Here is a 16,586-nt window from a genome sequence, read left to right as displayed (position 1 = left end):
CTCCCGATAATCAGGCTTCGGCGGCGTCTTGAACCGCCGCCGAAGTCGAGCGCATTGCCCCGTTCAGCAGCAGTGTCGTGAACTCATTGATATCTGCTTCCACCTCCAACTGCTCGGTCAACAGCCGGTACCAGCAAAACCCAAAGATCATGTCCAGAAGCAATTCACGCGACGTGTCCTTGGGCAACTCGCCCTGCTGAATAGCATTTTCCACCAGCTTGCGAGGCAACTCCCTACGTCGCTCCATGAATTCATCTTTCAGTTTGGGCAGCGTGCAGGGATCGAGTTGCGCCTCAGCGATGACACACCGAAAAGCCTCCCCGCAAATTGTTTCTCGCCAGACCTTCCAGAGATTGAGCAGCAAGAAATTGAGGTTCTCCTTGAAAGAGCCTTTATCAGGCTCCTTGCGAATCTGCTCGCTTTCACTCTCGTAGACCTCGGCGATCAAGGCTGCCTTGTTACCCCACCACCGGTAGATTGTCGGTTTGCTTGCGCCAGCGCGACGGGCCACCGCCTCGATGCTCAGCCCCGAGTAACCGCACTCCTTGAGGGTTTCTATGGCAGAAATGATGATCGCTTTGTGCGTGTGAGGGCTCCTCAATGAGCCAATGGAGCTCCGAGATGGTTTACGGGCCATAAATCAAAATCTCCAATATGGCGCTTGACAAAAGAGACTCAGGGTATAGGATTCTCTCGAAAAGCAATGAAACGGATCGTTTCGTTTTGTATGTTTATTTGATCTCAGCTTCTGCTTAGCAGGGGGTCTCTTGAGCGCTTATTACCTCTATATAGGGAGACATGAGAAGGAAAGTCATAAATTTTTAACGCTACCTTAACGATACGGTACGTTTCGTATCATACATAATGATTGTACGAAAACAAGCCTATTGTTCATAGGTTGACCGGTAGGTTCTGTCACTTGGACCTGCCGATTTATGAGGCATGGGACCGCCATTTATCACTTTGCGAGCACCAATAGATAGTTTCTAAATATTTCATGCACCTGTCACGGCTTTCTGCCAGCAGGTGAAAGAACGGAATCTGGAGGATGTACACATGAATAAAGTAGGAATTGTGAGCTATGGCGCGGGCATCCCGGTCTGCCGGCTCAAGGTGGACGACGTGATCCAGGTGTGGAAAAACACCGATTTGAGCTTGGTAAAGGGTCAACTGGGCGTTCTCGAAAGGGCTGTGCTGCAGCCTGATGAAGACGTCATTACCTTGGGTGTCCTCGCCGCCCAGCGCGCACTGGACAAAGCGCCGCCTTGTTCCCTTGAAGCGCTTTATCTTGGCACCTGCACCAATCCATATGACTCCCGGGCCTCGGCCGCGATCATCCTGGAAATGCTTGGCTGCGGCTACGACGCCTTTTGCGCAGACGTACAGTTTGCCGGCAAATCAGGCACCAGCGCCCTTCAGATTGCATACGCCCTGGTAGCATCGGGCATGGTGGGCAACGCGTTGGCGGTGGGCGCCGATACGATCAACCGCAACACCGCCCCCGGTGATTTGACAGAGTCCTACGCCGGAGCAGGCGCCGCTGCCCTGCTGTTGGGTACCGAAAATGTGATCGCGCATTTTGACGCAAGTTTTTCTTGCGCGGCGGATGTCGCTGACAACATCAGGCCTCAAGGGGACCGCTATATCCGGTCGGGAATGGGGCTGGGCTCGGACAAGAACAGCATCGGCCTTGAAGACCAGACTCGCCGTGCTGCCTCGGGATTGATGGCCAAGATCCATGCGCAGGCCGGTGATTTCGATTATGTCGTCTTCCAACAGAACCTGGTGTCGACCCCCTACTCTCTCGGCAAGCACCTGGGATTCACGACGGCGCAAATCGAACCTGGCATCTATGCCCAGAGTGTCGGCGATGCTGGGGCAGCGAGCCCTTTGCTGGGCTTGGTCAGCGTCCTCGATCAAGCGCGTCCCGGCGAAAGAATCCTGGTGGTTTCCTACGGGTTTGGTGCGGGCAGCGATGCCATTGCCTTGACCGTCACCGATGCCATCGAAGCCTATCAAAAGACCAACGTTCCGCTGCGCACGCTGCTGGAGGATAAGTACTACGTGGATTACGGGACGTCGATCAAGTACGAGTTCAAATACTTGCGGCCCGACTATGCCCTGACGGCCTATCTCTGATTCCAATCCATCCAGCAAGGAGCACTTTTTATGAGCGCACGACGCGTTGCTATCGTTTCGGCTGCCTATACCCCTAAGCCTGGCAGTTCCAGAGTTCGTCAGACTTTCAAGGAGATGATCGTCGAGTCCGCCTACCAAGCGCTCAACGCCATCAAGATGCATCCCCGCGAACTCCAGGCAGTTGCCTATGGCTACCACGGTGAAGGCATTTCTGAATACGGAGGCCTGGGCCCGACCATTTCCGATGCCCTGGGTATCAGCCCTGCCCCCACGTTCATGAGTACTGCCAACTGCACCAGCAGTTCGGTGTCTTTCCAGATGGCCCACCAAATGGTCGCCTCAGGTGAATACGACATCGTCCTGTGCGGCGGCTTCGAAAAAATGACCGACCACATCAACTACGCCGAGTACATTGGCTCCAGCACTGAATGTGAATACGATTATTTTCTCGGCATCTCACACACAGACGCCTTCGCCCTGGCGACCGCCGAGTATTTTGAAAAGTTCGGTTATGCAGGACGCGAAGCGGATGTATTGGCAACGTTTGGGCGGCAGATGCGTATCTATGCCCATAACACTCCCACGGCTACCCGCTATGGCGTGCCGATTCCGTCCATCGAAGCGCTCAAGAGTAGCGAAGCGTGTGGCTCGATGTTGGCCTGGGGTGAAGCCAGCGGTTGCGCCATCCTGGTGGCCGAACACCTTGCGCACCGTTACACCACCCAACCGGTATTTATCCGTGGCTGCGCCTACACCGGCGTATCGCACTATTTCGGCACACGCTATCACAACCCGACGCTGCAATTTCCGGGGCTGCCAAAAGATGTAGGCATGGCGGTTTCCGCCAACTCGATGGCCTGCGCCGAAATCGCCTACAAAAAAGCCGGCATCACTGCAAAGGATATCGATGTGGCGCAAGTCTACGACTTGCTGGGCGCCGGGTTGATTCAAATGGAGTCCATGGGCGTATGTGGTCCAGGCCAGGCAGGCGACTTCGTATTGGAAGGCGGCATAGCCCTTGATGGGCAACTTCCCCTGAACACTGACGGCGGCAACATCGGACGCGGCCACGCCTCCGGTTGCGATGGGATTTTGCACATTACTGAATTGTTCCGACAGCTTCGCGGCGAGTCCAACAACCAAGTCAAAGGCGCCCGTATTGGCGTCTCGCAAAACCTGGGCGGTTACGCCGCGCACAACAGCGTCATTGTGCTTTCCAACGATTAAGGAGCCGACCATGTCCCTTTACCCTGAACAGATTCACCGCATGACCACCGCCAGCATGTTGCGCGAATGGCGCGAGCATGGCGGTAAATACCGTCTCGAAGGCAGCCGTTGCCAGGATTGCGAAGAAATTTTCTTCCCTCGGCGCACCGTCTGCGGCGCGTGCAATTCGTTGAATGTGGAACCGTATCGCTGCGCACGCACCGGCACGATCCAAGTCAGCGCTCATGCGGAGAATCCGATACTGGCAGCCATGGGTTATGGCGAAACCGTGCCTCGCTTCATGGCGATGGTGCGCCTGGATGATGGCCTGGTGATTGCCTCGGAAATCGTTGATGTCACCGATCCCCGGCAAGTCGTCAGCGGTGCGCCTGTGCGCATGGTTATTCGCAAACATGTCCGGGAAAGCAACTTGGCCTGGCAATATGCCTATAAGTTTGTCTTGGTGAAATAACCAACAAGGCGTCCGCAACACCCCGCTCTTTCGATAACAACAGTCAAGTTTTTGGCCTCCCAGCCCGCTGCTTTGATTCTGTCTTTCAGAGTCCTGCTTTGCAGTCATTGCCTTAAATGTGCTTCTAACTTTATTGGCTTCTAGCCGAGGACTTGTCATGTCTACTCTTTGCAAACCCAGTCTGTTGTTTCCGCAACACAAGATCACTCAGCAACAAATGATCGAGCATCTAGAGCAGTTGCACGATGATCATCCACGAATGGCACTTGCCAAACGAATGATTCAAAACACACAGGTCAACGAACGGCATTTGGTCCTGCCTATCGATGAACTGGCGGTGCACACCGGCTTCACCCACCGCAGCATCGTTTATGAGCGCGAAGCCCGCCGCATGTCGTCCATCGCGGCGCGCCAAGCCATTGAGAATGCCGGGCTGACCACCGACGACATTCGCATGGTCGCGGTGACATCGTGCACCGGTTTCATGATGCCTTCACTGACGGCCCACCTGATCAATGACCTGGGCCTGCGAACGTCGACCGTGCAACTGCCCATCGCTCAATTGGGCTGCGTGGCAGGCGCTGCGGCGATCAACCGAGCCAATGATTTTGCCAGCCGGGCGCCGGACAACCATGTCCTCATCGTCTCCCTGGAGTTCTCGTCGCTCTGCTATCAACCCCAGGACACCAAGTTGCACGCGTTCATATCGGCGGCATTGTTCGGCGATGCCGTATCGGCCTGCGTCATGCGCGCCGATGACAAGGCGCCTGGTTTCAAGATCGCCAAGACCGGTTCTTACTTCTTGCCTGATAGCGAGCACTACATCAAGTACGACGTTAAGGACAGTGGCTTTCACTTTACCTTGGACAAGGCCGTCATGAACTCCATTAAAGATGTCGCACCGATGATGGAGGAATTGAACTACGAGACCTTCAATCAACATTGCGCTCAAAATGACTTTTTCATCTTCCATACCGGCGGACGGAAAATTCTTGATGAACTGGTCCTGCAACTGGACCTGGATCCCGGTCGGGTCGCGCAGTCTCGCGACAGCTTGAGCGAAGCCGGGAACATCGCCAGCGTGGTGGTCTTCGATGTGCTCAAGCGCCAGTTTGACAGCGGGCTTGTCGATGGCGCGACTGGCATGCTGGCGGCCTTCGGCCCCGGTTTCACCGCTGAAATGGCCGTGGGCAAGTGGGTCGCCTGACAGACCGATAAAACACCGGCACCCAGCCAGGGGCACACCTGCCCCTGGTTGCTGGCGCATGGATCGCAGGCGTTCACCTCGCTCGAGAGGGTTTCGAAAGCGCTAGGGAAAGAAGGGAAAGGAACATGGAGATGAAATATCTGGTCGCTCGACCTTGGGGCGGCTATGAAAGACGCATGATTACGCTTCTGTCGCTGAGCTTCGGGCTGGTAGGACTGGACAGGTTCATTATCATGCCGCTGTTCCCGGTGATCATGCGTGACTTGGCCCTGGACTATCAGGACTTGAGCATGTTGTCGGCCATCCTGGCATTTGCATGGGGAGGCTCTGCCCTGTTCATGGGCGCCGCCATCAGGGTACTGGGCCCCAAGAAGTTGCTGGTGCTGTCGATCACCCTGCTATCGATCCTGGCCGGTGCGTCTGCATTGATCACCAGCCTGGTGGGCCTGGTGCTCTTGCGCGCCTTGATGGGCGTCTGCGAAGGAGCCTTCACTCCGGTCAGTATCATTGTCACCGATGAAGTCTCGCAGCCTTCCCGGCGCGGACTCAATCTAGGGATTCAACAGGCCTTGTTCCCCATCATCGGCCTGTGCCTCGGACCGCTGCTGGCGGGCGTCTTGCTGGAAATGCTCGGATCCTGGCGCGCCGTATTCGCCATCATTTCGTTACCCGGCCTGTTAGTGGCCTGGTACCTCTATAGAACCTACCAACCGACCCAGGCGCCCAGCACGGCGTCGATTGTCCACACCTCCAAAAGCCAGTGGAGGACGGCCCTGTCCAGCGGGAATGTGCGGCTCAATATTGCCTTGATGCTTTGCATACTGACGTGCCAGTTCGTTCTGTGCGCCCTGCTCCCTAGCTACCTGACAGACATTCTGCACCTGAGCAATTTCTCCATGGCCATGATCATTTCCGCAATTGGCCTGGGTGGTTTTTTTGGCCAACTGGTCATTCCCGGCTTGTCCGACCAACTGGGTCGCAAACCCGTGGTCTCCATCTGCTTCATGATCAGCGCGCTGTTGGTGGGTCTATTGATCATCAGCCCACCGTTGCCCTGGCTACTGTTCCTTCAATTATTTTTCTTGTCCTTTATCAACTTCAGCCTTATCTGCATGACGGTCGGTCCACTGACCAGCGAATCAGTACCGCCCAGTTTATTGGCCACCGCGACGGGCCTGGTGGTGGGCTGCGGAGAGATTCTTGGAGGGGGCGTCGCGCCTGTCGTCGCCGGCTACATCGCGATGACGTGGGGACTTACCGCAATTCTGTTCCTGGCGCTGGCCGGAAGTATTACGGGGGGCTTGCTGTCCTTGCGGCTCAAAGAGGCAAACCCGGCTTTCAACGGACTCAAGGACTACGTCCCTCTGTCCGCACGCTTGACCCTGGAGGATAAATGATGACCCATTATGTGATGTTGCTGGACTCTCCAGTGCCGCGAGGAGGCCTCGGCGTATTTGACTTCAAGTCCGGGCAAAGCCGAGAGGTGCGTCCACCCCAGGGAAATCTCTATGAAGCCCTGACCCATTGCGCGGATCGGAATGTGGACTGGGAGTCCTATCTCAAGGACCTGCCGTCCACACCCTACCCGCTTACGCCTGCGGCGGTGAAATACCGACCGCCGCTCAAGCCCGATAACAACTTATTGGTCCAGATCAGCGAAATCACGCTCTGTACCGCCAAGACAGAACAAGCCTGGTATTACAAAGGTAACGGCCGACTGCTCAAGACCGACGGCGACCCTTTGCAGGTGCCTTATCATTCGCAAAGCATCAGTAGCGAGCCGTGCATTGTCTGCCTCTATTGGGTCGACCCGTTTGGCGCGCTGCGCTTCATTGGTTTTACCCTGGGCAACGATATTCACGATCATGTATTGCACAGTCGTGACGCCATTTCTTCAACGCATGCGCACTTGCGTACCTGTGCGGTTGCCCCGGCATTGATCGTGGGGGAATTGCAGGCTGACTTGGCCATCAATGTCCAGATAGAACGCGACGGCCAACCCTTGACGGCAAGTCACCACCGGATGAGTTTGCATCGCTGGCAGAGTTTGCGCCGATACTCAGAAGAGTTCCTGGAGAAACATGAGCAGTTTCTCGAGCCTGGGCTGGTTCATTACGTGTTTCACAGCTTGAGCCATCGCACCGCGAATGTGCCGCTCCAGCACGGTGACTGGCTCAGCATTGACTGCCCCGAGCTGGAATTGGCCATGAGCAATCAGATCGTCGAAGAGGAATTGGTTTCGCTGGTGCCCTTGCCGGCGCGACGCGCACCTGACCATGGCTGTATCGACCGGCCCCTGCCCGTGCCGAAAAAATTCTGATCCCGAGACTCGACGGGAACGGTCAAGCGACCCTGGCGGGGTTTGAATGTCTTGAGGTCGAACTTGATACCCGGCCTCAGGCGACCTCGCCGTCAGGTACCGCAAGCGTTCCGGGCTGTGGGGCGCGGCTGGGCATGAAAGTCTCGGGCATCGCCAGCAACAGACCAAATGCCAACGCAGCAATCGCCGCCAGGGTCAGGAACGCCGCGCTGTAGCCAGCCCCTTGCACCACAAAACCGGCCAGGCTGTTACTCAACGCCGCGCCGAACCCGAACACCGTCGACAGCACCCCGAGGCTGACGTTGAAACGCCCGGTGCCCTGGGTCAGGTCCTTGACCACCAAGGGAAACAGCGCGCCAAACAACCCGGCACCGATCCCATCGAGCAACTGCACCGCCACCAACCAATAGGGATCATCCGAGAGCACGTACAACACACCTCGAATGGGCAGGATCAGGAAGCCGGCCAGCAACAACGGCTTGCGTCCCCAGGCATCGGCCTTGACGCCGACCAGCCACGCCATGGGCACCATGACCAGTTGCGCCGCGACGATACAGGCCGACGTCAGCGGCGTGGCCAGGTGGGCATTGGCCTGGGCGAGTTTCTGGCTGACCAGCGGGAGCATCGCCGCGTTCGCCAGGTGAAACAGGCCGCAGCAGATGGCGAACAACAGCAGCGTGCGGTTATCCAGCAACACGCGCAGCGCCGAGGGCGTCGGGCCCTGCACCGACTGACCGGCCTCCAGGCCCCGGGCCACGTCATGGTCGATGGCCTCGGCGGACACGCAACTGACCGCCACGATGCTGGCCAATGCCATCGCGGCCATCAGGTAGAACACCGCAATGGGACCGAACAGCCAGGCGAACCCACCCGCCAGCAGCGCTGCGCAGGCATTGCCCGCGTGGTTGAATGTCTCGTTGCGCCCAGTGCGCCGCGTAAAGGCCTTGGCGCCAGTAATGCCCAGGGAGATGGCCGCAATGGCCGGCGCGAAGACCGATGCCGCCACGGCGCCGAGGGCCTGGGTCAGCGCCACCAGGCCGAAGGAAGACGTGAACGGTAGCACCAGGCAACCCAGCGTCACCATCAAGGCAGCCACAGCCACCACGGCACGTTTGCTGCGCACCCGGTCGATCAGTGCGCCGGCGGGCGCCTGGGCAACGAGGCCGGCCATCGCCGCCACCGTCATCACCACACCGATGCTGGCCGGGTCCCAGCGATGCACCGCCAGCAGGTAGATCGCCAGGTAAGGGCCCAGTCCATCACGCACATCCGCGAGGAAAAAATTCAGGCCATCCAGGGAAAGGTTGTTACGTCGGTCTCGGTTGCGATCCATAGCGGCCTCGACGGGCATTGCCCCAAAGAAAATTGACGCCATGATGTCGCAAAGAATCGAACCGGGCCACAGTGATGAGCGCGGGGCCATCTCCCTGTGGGAGCGAGCTTGCTCGCGATGGCGGAGCATCAGCCAACGATGATGCTGGATCTGACACTGTCATCGCGAGCAAGCTCGCTCCCACATGGGGTGTTGGGTTGGATGCGTACCCTGGGGACGCGCTACGCCAAGGCGCCGGCCGTCGCACACGGCGTCCTACCAAAGAGCGATATCGTAGGTGAAGTAGACCCGGTTGCTGTCACGGCCACGGGAAAAGTCCGAGCGATAGACGTAGTTGCGCAGCTTCACCCCCAGCCCCTTGAACGTACCCTGCTGCACCACGTAAGCGATTTCTGCGTCACGCTCCCACTCTTTGACCGTGGTGTTGGACTTGCCGTCGTTGCCGCTCAGGTAGCGGGTGGAAAATGTCAGGCCGGGCACACCGAGGCGAGCAAAGTCGTAGCCATAACCGAGCATCCAGGTCTTCTCGTCTTCCTCGATGAACTTGCCGATCCCGACGTTGCTGAAGGAGTACACCGTGGCGCCGCTGACATAAGGCAGGCCCGCCTCGCCGCTGAGGGTTTGATAGCCGGCGCTCAGTGTGTGGCCGACAATGGCGTAGGACAGCGATCCGCTGAGCATGTCGTTGTCGATCTTGCCGCCGTAGGCCGAACCCGAATCGACGCTGTTGAAGTAGCGCAGGTCGCTGGTCAATACCCCAGCGCCCAAGGGCAGATCATGCTGGATGCCGGCAAAATTCTGTCGATAGAAATTCTCCAGCTCGCCATAGAAATAGCTCAGGCGGATGTTTTTGCCCAACTTGTAGTCGGCACCGGCATAGCTGAAGTCACCGGACTTATCGCCGCCGTAGCCATCGGGCACGATAGGCATGCTGTCACTCGAATCGCGCAGTTTGAAACGCTCCAGATAGCCACCGGTGACGGTGAGGTTGTCGACGTCAGTGCTGCTGATCTGGGTGCCCTGGTAAGTCTGGGGCAACAGCCGCGCATCGTTGTAGACCAGCACCGGGGTCTTGGGCAGCAACGTGCCGTATTTGAGCGTGGTCTTGGCCAGCCTGGCCTTGGCGGTCATCCCTGCGCTGGCGAACTCGTCGGCGGCGCGACCGTCGTCATGCACCGGTAGCAGGCCAGTGCCGCTGCGGCCACGCCCGGAGTCGAGCTTGACCCCGAGCAGGCCCAGGGCATCGACCCCGAAGCCGATGGTGCCCGGCGTAAAGCCTGACTGGTAATCCAGCAGGAAGCCCTGGGCCCATTCGGTGCGTTCACTCTTGGCGGTCCTCGCCGCCCGTGCGCTCATCCCGTGCTCATCGCGAAAATTTTCGTTGAAGTAGACGTTGCGCAATTGCAGCTTGAGCTTGCTGTCGTCGATGAAACCTTCGGCGCTGGCCGAGGCCAGGGGCAACAGCCCAAGGATTGGAAACAAAGCCCCGCGGGTAAGCAAAGTGGTCATGTCGAGCTACTCGTTGTTGTTATTTGGCGTGCAAACCAGCGCACACCCGCTTGCGCAGGCGTGTCAGGCCAGAAGCTAAGGTTGTCGGGTGAATCAGGAAAACAGCGTCAGTGCCCCGGTCAGCAGGGCCAGCGCGGTAATCACCAGGGACGTGAGCACCGCCCATTTGACGGTGGCTTTCTGGAAGTCGCCCAGGTCGCGGTCGACCATGCCCACCAGCAACAAGGTCGAGGCCACCAGCGGGCTCATCAGGTGCACCGGCTGGCCGAGAATGGACGCCCGGGCAATTTCGACCGGATCAATCCCGTAGGCCGCCGCGGCATTGGCCAGGATCGGCACGACACCGAAGTAGTAGGCATCGTTGGACAATACGAAGGTCAACGGCATGCTGGTAATCGCCACCACCAGCGGGAAGAGATGGCCCCAGGAAGGCGGAATCCAGTCGACCAGGGTTTGTGCCAACGCATCGACCATTTTCGTCCCGGAGAAAATCCCGGCGAAGATGCCCGCGGCAAACACCAGCAGGACCACGGTCATGGCGTTGCCCGAGTGGGCGAGAATGCGTTCCTTCTGAATGTCCAGCTGCGGATAGTTGATCATCAGCGCCAGGACGAAACCGATCAGGAACAGGATCGCCGAATGCATGAGCCCCATCACCAGCGCGACCATCACCGCGACCACCAACAGCAGGTTGACGTAGGCCAGTTTCGGACGCTTGTGTGGCGTGTCCTCCATGATCGCGTTGATATAACAGTCGCCGCCGCCGCTTTGCAGTTGGACATTGCCGATGCGCTTGCGCTCGGCACGGCCCAACAGGAACGCCGTGAACACCACCCACATCGCACCGCCGATCATGGTCGGCAGCAACGGCACGAAGTACTCACCGGCATCCAGCCCCAGTGCTGCGATCGCCCGGGTCGCCGGGCCGCCCCAAGGGGTCATACCGCTCATGATGCTCAACGAAAGCATGGAAACGGTCGCCAGGATCATCGGATTCATACCGATGCGTTTGTACAGCGGCAACATCGCGGCACAGGTGATCATGTAAGTCGTCGTGCCGTCACCGTCCAGCGCCACCAATAGCGACAGCAGCGCCGTGCCCACGGCGATCTTCATCGGGTCGCCATTGACCCGCTTGAGGATCTTGCGGATCAACGGGTCGAACAGACCGGCGTCGATCATCAGGCCGAAAAACAGGATCGCGAACAACAACAGTGCCGCCGACGGCGCGACCATTTTCAGGCCGTCCAACATCATCTTGCCGGTGGTCCCGCCAAAGCCGCCGAGCACGGCAAAGACGATGGGCACCACCGTCAGGGCGACGATCGGTGACAACCGTTTGGTCATTATCAGGAAGGTAAAGACCACCACCATGGCCAAGCCAAGTAAAGCGAGCATAGGTCAGTTCTCTTGTTGTTATGAGTAGCTTGGCTGACATTCAGGCGCACGCCCCCCAACCCGCCAGGCAACACGCAAAAGTGCCTGGCGCAGGTAGTGAGTGAGCTGATGCGCTGCTGTCGAGTCAGCCGCGAGCGGCTAGATGTGTTTGGCGACCTTCGTGGCGTCCCAGGCGGGGTCCGTTGCCTGGGTCTGCGTCAGGGCGGGTTTGCCATCCAGGGTCCGCAACAGGACTTCGCGGTCGCAGGCATTCTCCGAAAGAGAGATCACCACGGTCGCAACGGCGTTGCTCGCCAGGCTGGTCAACGCCCGCGCTTCGGACATGAACCGGTCGATCCCGATCAACAGGGCCAGGCCCGCCAGGGGAATGTCGTGGATGACCGTCAAGGTCGAGGCCAGGGCGACAAACCCGCTGCCGGTCACACCCGCGGCACCCTTTGACGACAGCAGCATGATCGCCAGCATGGTGATGACCTGGGTCAGCGTCAGGTCGATGTTGCAGGCCTGGGCAATGAAGATCGCCGCCAGCGACAGGTAGATCGCCGTGCCGTCGAGGTTGAACGAGTAACCGGTCGGCAGTACCAGCCCCACGACGCCTTTCTTGCAACCCAGGGCCTGGAGTTTTTCCAACATCCGCGGCATCACCGGTTCGGTCGAGGACGTCCCCAGCACCACCAGGAATTCTTCACGCAGATAACGCAGCAGCTTCCATAGGCTGAAACCGTGAGCCCGGCAAATACTGCCCAACACCACGAAGACGAAGAAAGCGCAGGCGATATACAAAGTCATGATCAGCTTGGCCAGCGAGCCCAGCGACGTGATCCCGTACTGCCCCACCGTGAAGGCCAAGGCCCCGAAAGCGCCGATCGGAGCGAAACGCATCAGGTAGGAGAAAATCTTGAACACCATGTGCGAAGCTGATTCCAGGACCTCCAGCACAGGCTTGCCGCGCTCGCCCAGGGACGACAGGGCAAAACCACAGAGCACTGCGATAAACAGCACCGGCAGCACCTCGCCTTTATTGAAAGCGCCGATGAAGGTGTCGGGAATGATGTGCATGAAGAAGTCCACCACGCTCAGTTTCGCGGCGGATTCGGTGTACTGCGACAGTCCTTGGGTGCTCAACTGCGTCGGATCGATGTTCATGCCCGCGCCGGGCTTGAATAGGTAGACCGACACCAGGCCGATGATCAGGCTGATCACCGTCAGCGCCAGGAACAACAGCATGGTCTTGCTCAACAAACGCCCCAGCGAGCGCTTGTCGCTCATGCCGGCGATGCCGGTGACAATGGTGCAGAACACCACCGGCGCGATCATCATCTTGATCAGCTTGATGAAGGCATCACCCAGCGGCTTCAAGGCAATTGCCTGTTGCGACCAGAAGTGCCCGACGACCACGCCCAGCAGCACAGCGCAGATGATCTGGAAGTAGAGCGATTTAACAACTTTCATGGCATCACCCATTTTTAGAATTGTTCTGATGCAAAAGACCCTGGCTGCCTGGGCTATCCGGCCAGCCGCTGGGACGCCGTGGCGTAGACGTAACCTGAGAAAAGCCGGCGCGCGGTACGTACTACCGAAGCCCGAATGGTCTCACCCTTCTCACCGGTGTAGGACAGTACGACATCGATACCGCCGCTTGGGTGCTCAATCCGAACCTGTTGCAAGCGCGGCTCACTGACGGTGCCAAGCAACTGTGCGACGACACTGCCCTCGGTCACGCATGCGGTGGCCAGGCCGATGGAACCGGTGATCGCCAGCGCGCGGTGACAGTTGTGCGGCATGAAATAACGCACCTGGACCGTCCCGCCAGACTTGGCCGGCGACACCAGCACCGGTTTGGGAATGACCTTGTCACTGACATCACCCAAGCCCATGGCCAGGCCGGCTTTCAGGCGCAGCGACTCCAGGCGCTGCAGGAAGGCTTTATCGGCGTCCAGTTCGGCAGGGCTTTCATCGCCGCGCTTGCCAAGCTGACTGGCTTGAACGATCAGCATCGGCATCGCCATGTCGATGCAAGTCACCGGGATGCCGTCGATCAGGTCCTGGGGTTGTCCGGTAGGAAAGAGTTTCCCCGTCTTGCTACCCGCCGCATCGAGAAAGGTCAGTTGCACCGGAGCCGCTGTACCGGGCACGCCATCGATGGCGGTGTCGCCTTCATAGCGGACTTTGCCTTCTGGCGTTTGCACTTCGGAATTCACGAAGGTCCCGGTATTGAGGTTGCGAATACGCACCCGGGTCAGGTTGCCGGAAGGCTTGACCAGTCCCTGCTCGATAGCGAACGGGCCGACCGCGCAGAGCATGTTGCCGCAGTTGGGGGCGGTATCGACCCGACGCTGGGAAACCATGACCTGGACGAACAAATAATCGACATCCGCGTCAGGGTGCAGCGATGGGCTGACGATCGCTACTTTGCTGGTTTGTGGACTGCCGCCACCGATGCCGTCGATTTCCAACTCATGGCCGGAGCCCATCAGGTTGAGCAGCAGCTCATCACGTTCAGCGATGGCGACCGGCAGATCCCAGGCGAGAAATACCGGGCCTTTGGACGTACCGCCGCGCATTAGCACACAAGGAATTCGCTGCATGTTCACTAACTCTTGTTAATCAATCTGGATAATTGATGCTCTGGAAACAAGAGTGGCAGGGTTTGAAAAGTGTTTCCAATGCAAAGATCAGAGCGATTATTGCGTTTCACAAATGAATTGCTTTACGCTCATTACCATCGCGCACTGCCCTTCCTCGGTGAGGTAGCACATGGAATATGAACTCCAGGACATACGATCTTTCGTGAAAATCGCCGAACTCGGCAGTTTCCACGAAGCCGCCGACGCGCTGCATCTGTCGCAACCAGCCTTGAGTCGACGGATGAAAAAACTCGAGGAAGGCCTGGGAACCGCTTTGCTCGATCGCACGACCCGCAAGGTCAGCCTGACGAGTGTCGGGCGTGATTTCCTGCCCAAGGCGCGGCGCCTGCTGGATGATTTCGACGACTCGATTCTCAACATCCGCGAGCTGGCGGAGCGGCAGATCGGCCGGGTGACCTTGGCGTGCATTCCTACAGCGGCCTTTTATTTCCTGCCTTCGGTGATTCGCCTCTATAACGAGCGCTACCCGAAAATCCGCATCCGCCTGCTCGACCTCAGCGCCAACGAAGGGCTCGAAGCGGTGCTGCGCGGCGAAGCCGACTTCGGCATCAACATGATGAGCGGCCAGCATCCGGACATCGAGTTCGTGCCCCTGGTCAACGAACCTTTTGTGCTGGCCTGCCGGCGCGATCATGAACTGGCTGGACGCAGTGCGGTTACCTGGTCGGAACTCAGTGATTATCGGCTGATCGGCGTCGGTCGCCTGAGCGGCAACCGCATGCTGCTGGACCACGCACTGTCGGGCCTGAGCTGGCGCCCACAGTGGTTTTACGAAGTGCAGCACTTGTCGACGTCGCTGGGACTGGTCGAGGCTGGCCTCGGCGTGTCGGCGATGCCCAGCCTGGCGATGCCGGCCGGGGATCATCCAACGCTGGTCAGCGTGCCGCTGATCGAGCCGGTGGTAAACCGCTCGCTGGGCCTGGTCTACCGCCGGGGCGCATCGCTCTCCCCGGCTGCGGAGAAGTTCGTCTCGATCCTGCTTGAGCAGTGGCCGCAATGAAGCGAGAGCCCCCACACCGCCAACGCGGCGAAGCTGATCAAGGCGCCTAGCAGGCTGACCGCCGTCCAGCCCCACAGCGCATAGACTTGAGTCGCGGCCACCGCGCCCAGTGCGCTGCCCACCGAGTAGAAGCACATATAGGCGCCGACCATGCGACTTTGCGCGTCGGGCCGTGCAGCGAAGATCAAGTTCTGGTTGGTGACATGCACGGCTTGCACTGCGAAGTCGAGCAACACCACGCCGCACACCAGTGCGATCAGGGAGGTCTCGGTAAGCGCGATAGGCAGCCAGGAAAACGTCAGGAGCCCCAGCGACCATCCGGTAACGCGCTGTCCAGAGCCTTGATCGGCCCACCGGCCGGCCCTTCTGGCTGCCAGGGCCCCGGCAACGCCGGCCAGACCAAACAGGCCGATGGCCGTGTGTGAAAGCGACAGCGGCGCGGCGCTCAACGGCAGCACCATGGCGGTCCATAACACCGAAAACGCGGCAAAGATCAGCAAGGCCAGCAGCCCCCTGATCCGTAGCACCGGCTCGGTCATGAACAGCTTGAACAGCGACCGGATGAGTGCCCGGTAAGGCTGCCGGTCAGGTGACGACACAGCGGCAGGCACCACTGCCCAGAAGACTACCGCGATGGTCAGCATCAATCCCGAGGAAACGAAATAAACCCCGCGCCAGCCCGCCAGATCGGCAATCGCTCCAGAGGTAAACCGCGCCAGGAGAATACCCAGGACAACACCGCTGGTGACGGTTCCCACGGCCTGCCCCCGTTGGGAGGGCGTGGACAGCACGGCGGCATAGGCCACCAGCACTTGGACAACCACCGCCAGCAATCCCATCACGCTCATCGCACCCAGCAAAGCCAACCAATGCTGGGCTGCACCGACGGCCGCCAGCACAAGCGCGGACAACACCAATTGCGCGCAAACCAGTCGTTTACGGTTGACCCTGTCCCCCAGCGGGACGATGAACAACAACCCCAGCGCGTAACCCACCTGGGTGGCCGTCACCACCCCCCCGATCAATCCTGATGCGACGCCCAGGCTCTCGGCCATCGAGGCGAGCAAGGGCTGGGCGAAGTAGACATTAGCGACGGCCAGTGCGCAGGTCACGGAAAACAATAACGTGAGCGTCGGCGAAAGCCCTGGGTAAGGCTGTTCATTCAAAGAACCCGTGGCCCCCCTGTAGGAGCTGCCGAAGGCTGCGATCTTTTGATCTTTCCCTTGGGATTCATGTGCCTGGGGAAAGATCGCAGCCTCGCTTCGCTCGACAGCTCCTACGCGGGAGCACGTGCCCCCACCAGGGTGGTGTCCCGAAGGCTGCTGGGTGAAACAGTCGACATCTGCTGTCATGC

At 59.1% G+C, this 16,586-nt stretch carries 14 protein-coding genes; 7 read left to right on the top strand and 7 right to left on the bottom strand.

Annotated features, from left to right (window positions below; genetic code table 11):
- Window positions 1-10: 10 nt before the first annotated feature.
- Entirely contained in the window at window positions 11-637 is a 627-nt protein-coding gene (locus LOY50_RS11830; RefSeq protein WP_018600489.1) for a TetR/AcrR family transcriptional regulator, read from the bottom strand.
- Between the two features lie 419 nt (window positions 638-1,056).
- Between LOY50_RS11830 and LOY50_RS11825 the strand changes: the two genes are divergently transcribed.
- The 6 genes from LOY50_RS11825 (at window position 1,057) to LOY50_RS11800 (ending at window position 7,344) form a co-directional block, all read left to right on the top strand.
- A complete protein-coding gene (locus LOY50_RS11825) occupies window positions 1,057-2,139 on the top strand; it encodes a hydroxymethylglutaryl-CoA synthase (RefSeq protein ID WP_253473736.1) in 1,083 nt (360 codons plus the stop codon).
- A gap of 30 nt (window positions 2,140-2,169) precedes the next feature.
- Complete coding sequence (locus LOY50_RS11820; protein WP_253473734.1) at window positions 2,170-3,366, top strand: thiolase family protein; 1,197 nt, start codon at window positions 2,170-2,172, stop codon at window positions 3,364-3,366.
- A 10-nt stretch (window positions 3,367-3,376) separates the two neighbouring features.
- Window positions 3,377-3,817: a Zn-ribbon domain-containing OB-fold protein gene (locus tag LOY50_RS11815; RefSeq protein ID WP_013693033.1), complete on the top strand. Its 441-nt coding sequence runs from the start codon at window positions 3,377-3,379 to the stop codon at window positions 3,815-3,817.
- 157 nt (window positions 3,818-3,974) lie between these two features.
- On the top strand, window positions 3,975-5,024 hold the full coding sequence (locus LOY50_RS11810) for a type III polyketide synthase (RefSeq protein WP_253473732.1): 1,050 nt from the start codon (window positions 3,975-3,977) through the stop codon (window positions 5,022-5,024).
- A 131-nt stretch (window positions 5,025-5,155) separates the two neighbouring features.
- A complete protein-coding gene (locus LOY50_RS11805) occupies window positions 5,156-6,421 on the top strand; it encodes an MFS transporter (protein ID WP_258690929.1) in 1,266 nt (421 codons plus the stop codon).
- Window positions 6,418-7,344 (top strand): fumarylacetoacetate hydrolase, encoded by a 927-nt coding sequence (locus LOY50_RS11800; protein WP_258690928.1) that lies wholly within the window; start codon window positions 6,418-6,420, stop codon window positions 7,342-7,344. The genes LOY50_RS11805 and LOY50_RS11800 overlap by 4 nt, the downstream gene beginning before the upstream one ends.
- 76 nt (window positions 7,345-7,420) lie before the next feature.
- Here the strand turns inward: LOY50_RS11800 and LOY50_RS11795 are convergent, their stop codons facing one another.
- The 5 genes from LOY50_RS11795 to LOY50_RS11775 all read right to left on the bottom strand — a co-directional run bounded on the left by LOY50_RS11795 (window position 7,421) and on the right by LOY50_RS11775 (window position 14,172).
- Window positions 7,421-8,677, bottom strand: coding sequence for an MFS transporter (locus LOY50_RS11795; protein ID WP_258690927.1), 1,257 nt, complete (start codon window positions 8,675-8,677; stop codon window positions 7,421-7,423).
- Window positions 8,678-8,932: 255 nt separating this feature from the next.
- Window positions 8,933-10,186 carry an OprD family porin gene (locus LOY50_RS11790; RefSeq protein ID WP_253473724.1) on the bottom strand — a complete coding sequence of 418 codons (1,254 nt, stop codon included), beginning with the start codon at window positions 10,184-10,186 and terminating at the stop codon, window positions 8,933-8,935.
- Between the two features lie 93 nt (window positions 10,187-10,279).
- On the bottom strand, window positions 10,280-11,584 hold the full coding sequence (locus tag LOY50_RS11785; protein WP_253473722.1) for a CitMHS family transporter: 1,305 nt from the start codon (window positions 11,582-11,584) through the stop codon (window positions 10,280-10,282).
- 138 nt (window positions 11,585-11,722) lie between these two features.
- On the bottom strand, window positions 11,723-13,048 hold the full coding sequence (locus LOY50_RS11780) for a dicarboxylate/amino acid:cation symporter (RefSeq protein ID WP_214509268.1): 1,326 nt from the start codon (window positions 13,046-13,048) through the stop codon (window positions 11,723-11,725).
- A 41-nt stretch (window positions 13,049-13,089) separates the two neighbouring features.
- Entirely contained in the window at window positions 13,090-14,172 is a 1,083-nt protein-coding gene (locus LOY50_RS11775) for a 4-oxalomesaconate tautomerase (RefSeq protein WP_253473720.1), read from the bottom strand.
- Between the two features lie 169 nt (window positions 14,173-14,341).
- Here LOY50_RS11775 and LOY50_RS11770 point away from each other — a divergent pair, with 169 nt between their 5' ends.
- Window positions 14,342-15,232 (top strand): LysR family transcriptional regulator, encoded by an 891-nt coding sequence (locus tag LOY50_RS11770; RefSeq protein ID WP_024777250.1) that lies wholly within the window; start codon window positions 14,342-14,344, stop codon window positions 15,230-15,232.
- Here the strand turns inward: LOY50_RS11770 and LOY50_RS11765 are convergent.
- Window positions 15,157-16,584 carry an MFS transporter gene (locus LOY50_RS11765; protein ID WP_258690926.1) on the bottom strand — a complete coding sequence of 476 codons (1,428 nt, stop codon included), beginning with the start codon at window positions 16,582-16,584 and terminating at the stop codon, window positions 15,157-15,159. The genes LOY50_RS11770 and LOY50_RS11765 overlap by 76 nt on opposite strands.
- Window positions 16,585-16,586: the final 2 nt, after the last annotated feature.

The organism is Pseudomonas sp. B21-010 (assembly GCF_024749325.1).
GTDB classification, from domain to species: Bacteria; Pseudomonadota; Gammaproteobacteria; order Pseudomonadales; family Pseudomonadaceae; genus Aquipseudomonas; species Aquipseudomonas kilonensis.
Note: the sequence above shows the minus strand (reverse complement) of the source record. Positions and strands in the feature narration are given on the sequence as shown.